This is a genomic window from Arthrobacter sp. JCM 19049 (genome assembly GCF_001310435.1).
In genome coordinates this window covers 1-1,228 of sequence record NZ_BAXF01000578.1, presented here as the reverse complement: position 1 = coordinate 1,228, position 1,228 = coordinate 1, and the positions used below count along the sequence as shown (strand labels likewise).

Here is a 1,228-nt window from a genome sequence, read left to right as displayed (position 1 = left end):
CAGGTTCGCCACGGGAAGGACCCGCTCGGTGTCCAGCACCGAGACCAGCCAGCCAAAGGCCACCAGGCGATCGCCGCACCGGTCCAGCAGGCGGCGGCGGTGCGCAGCCTGCCCATCCGGAAACTGATCCACCCCACAAGCCAAGCGCCGCACACCACGGGACAACCAGGAAGCACAAGCCCTGCCACAGCTGCCAACTGTGGTGCAGCCATCCGTCGCGGAACCCCAGGAACACCGCGGCCAGCACGAACAGCCCGAAGCACAGGTAGGAGATGATCCGCAGCAGCTGGCTCCCCCGGAAGACCGGCAGGTCGCGTTCCAGGCGCTGGGTCTGATCCAGCAGGCTCGCAGTCCGCTGCTGCCCGAACCGGTTCGGTTCCCCCAGCAGCCCCGCGGTCCTCACCGCTGTCGCGCACGGCCTGCAGCTGGCGCTCCAGCTCCGCGGCGGCCTGCGCGTCATTCAACCCGCCCCACACCAGCCGGAAGTGGAACTGGCTGACCCAGTCGCGGTAGACAGCGGGCCATTGCTCCAGCACCGCATCGCTGGCGGTGCGTCGAATCTTGCGTGCCACGGGCTTCCTCCCTCAGTAGGTTAATTTCCAACCTAGTTGATAATTCGGAGTATTGCCAGCCTCCACCGGGAGCCGGCGGGCAGGTGAGGGGGCAGGAAAACCCGGGGCAGGTGCCGGTTTCCTGCTGGAACCGGCACCTGCCCCGGGTCATTGTCTGGCGCGCGGTGCTACTTCGCGGCGCCGGGCTCCTCGGGCTTCTTCTTCTCCGGCTTGGCCTCCGGCTTGAAGTCAATGCCGGCTTCCTTGCGCTGCTGCGCGGTGATCGGGGCCGGGGCGGCGGTCAGCGGGTCGAAGCCGCCACCGGTCTTCGGGAAGGCGATGACGTCGCGGATCGACTCCGAACCGGTCAGCAGCTGCAGCACGCGGTCCCAGCCGAAGGCGATGCCGCCGTGCGGAGGGGCGCCGTACTTGAAGCCCTCCAGCAGGAAGCCGAACTGGGTCTGCGCCTGCTCCTGGGAAACGCCCATGACCTTGAACACGCGTTCCTGCACCTCGCGGTCGTGGATACGGATCGAACCGCCGCCGATCTCGTTGCCGTTGCAGACGATGTCGTAGGCGTAGGACAGCGCCGAACCCGGGTCGGTGTCGAAGGTGTCCATGAACTCGGGCTTCGGGCTGGTGAAGGCGTGGTGCACCGCGGTCCAGGCACCGGCGCC

The 1,228-nt window shown here is 67.9% G+C and carries 1 protein-coding gene; it reads right to left on the bottom strand.

What is annotated here, in order from left to right:
* Positions 1 to 739 precede the first annotated feature (739 nt).
* Positions 740 to 1,228 (bottom strand): amino acid--tRNA ligase-related protein (locus JCM19049_RS14610; RefSeq protein ID WP_304488863.1); only part of this gene is annotated, 489 nt, incomplete at its 5' end.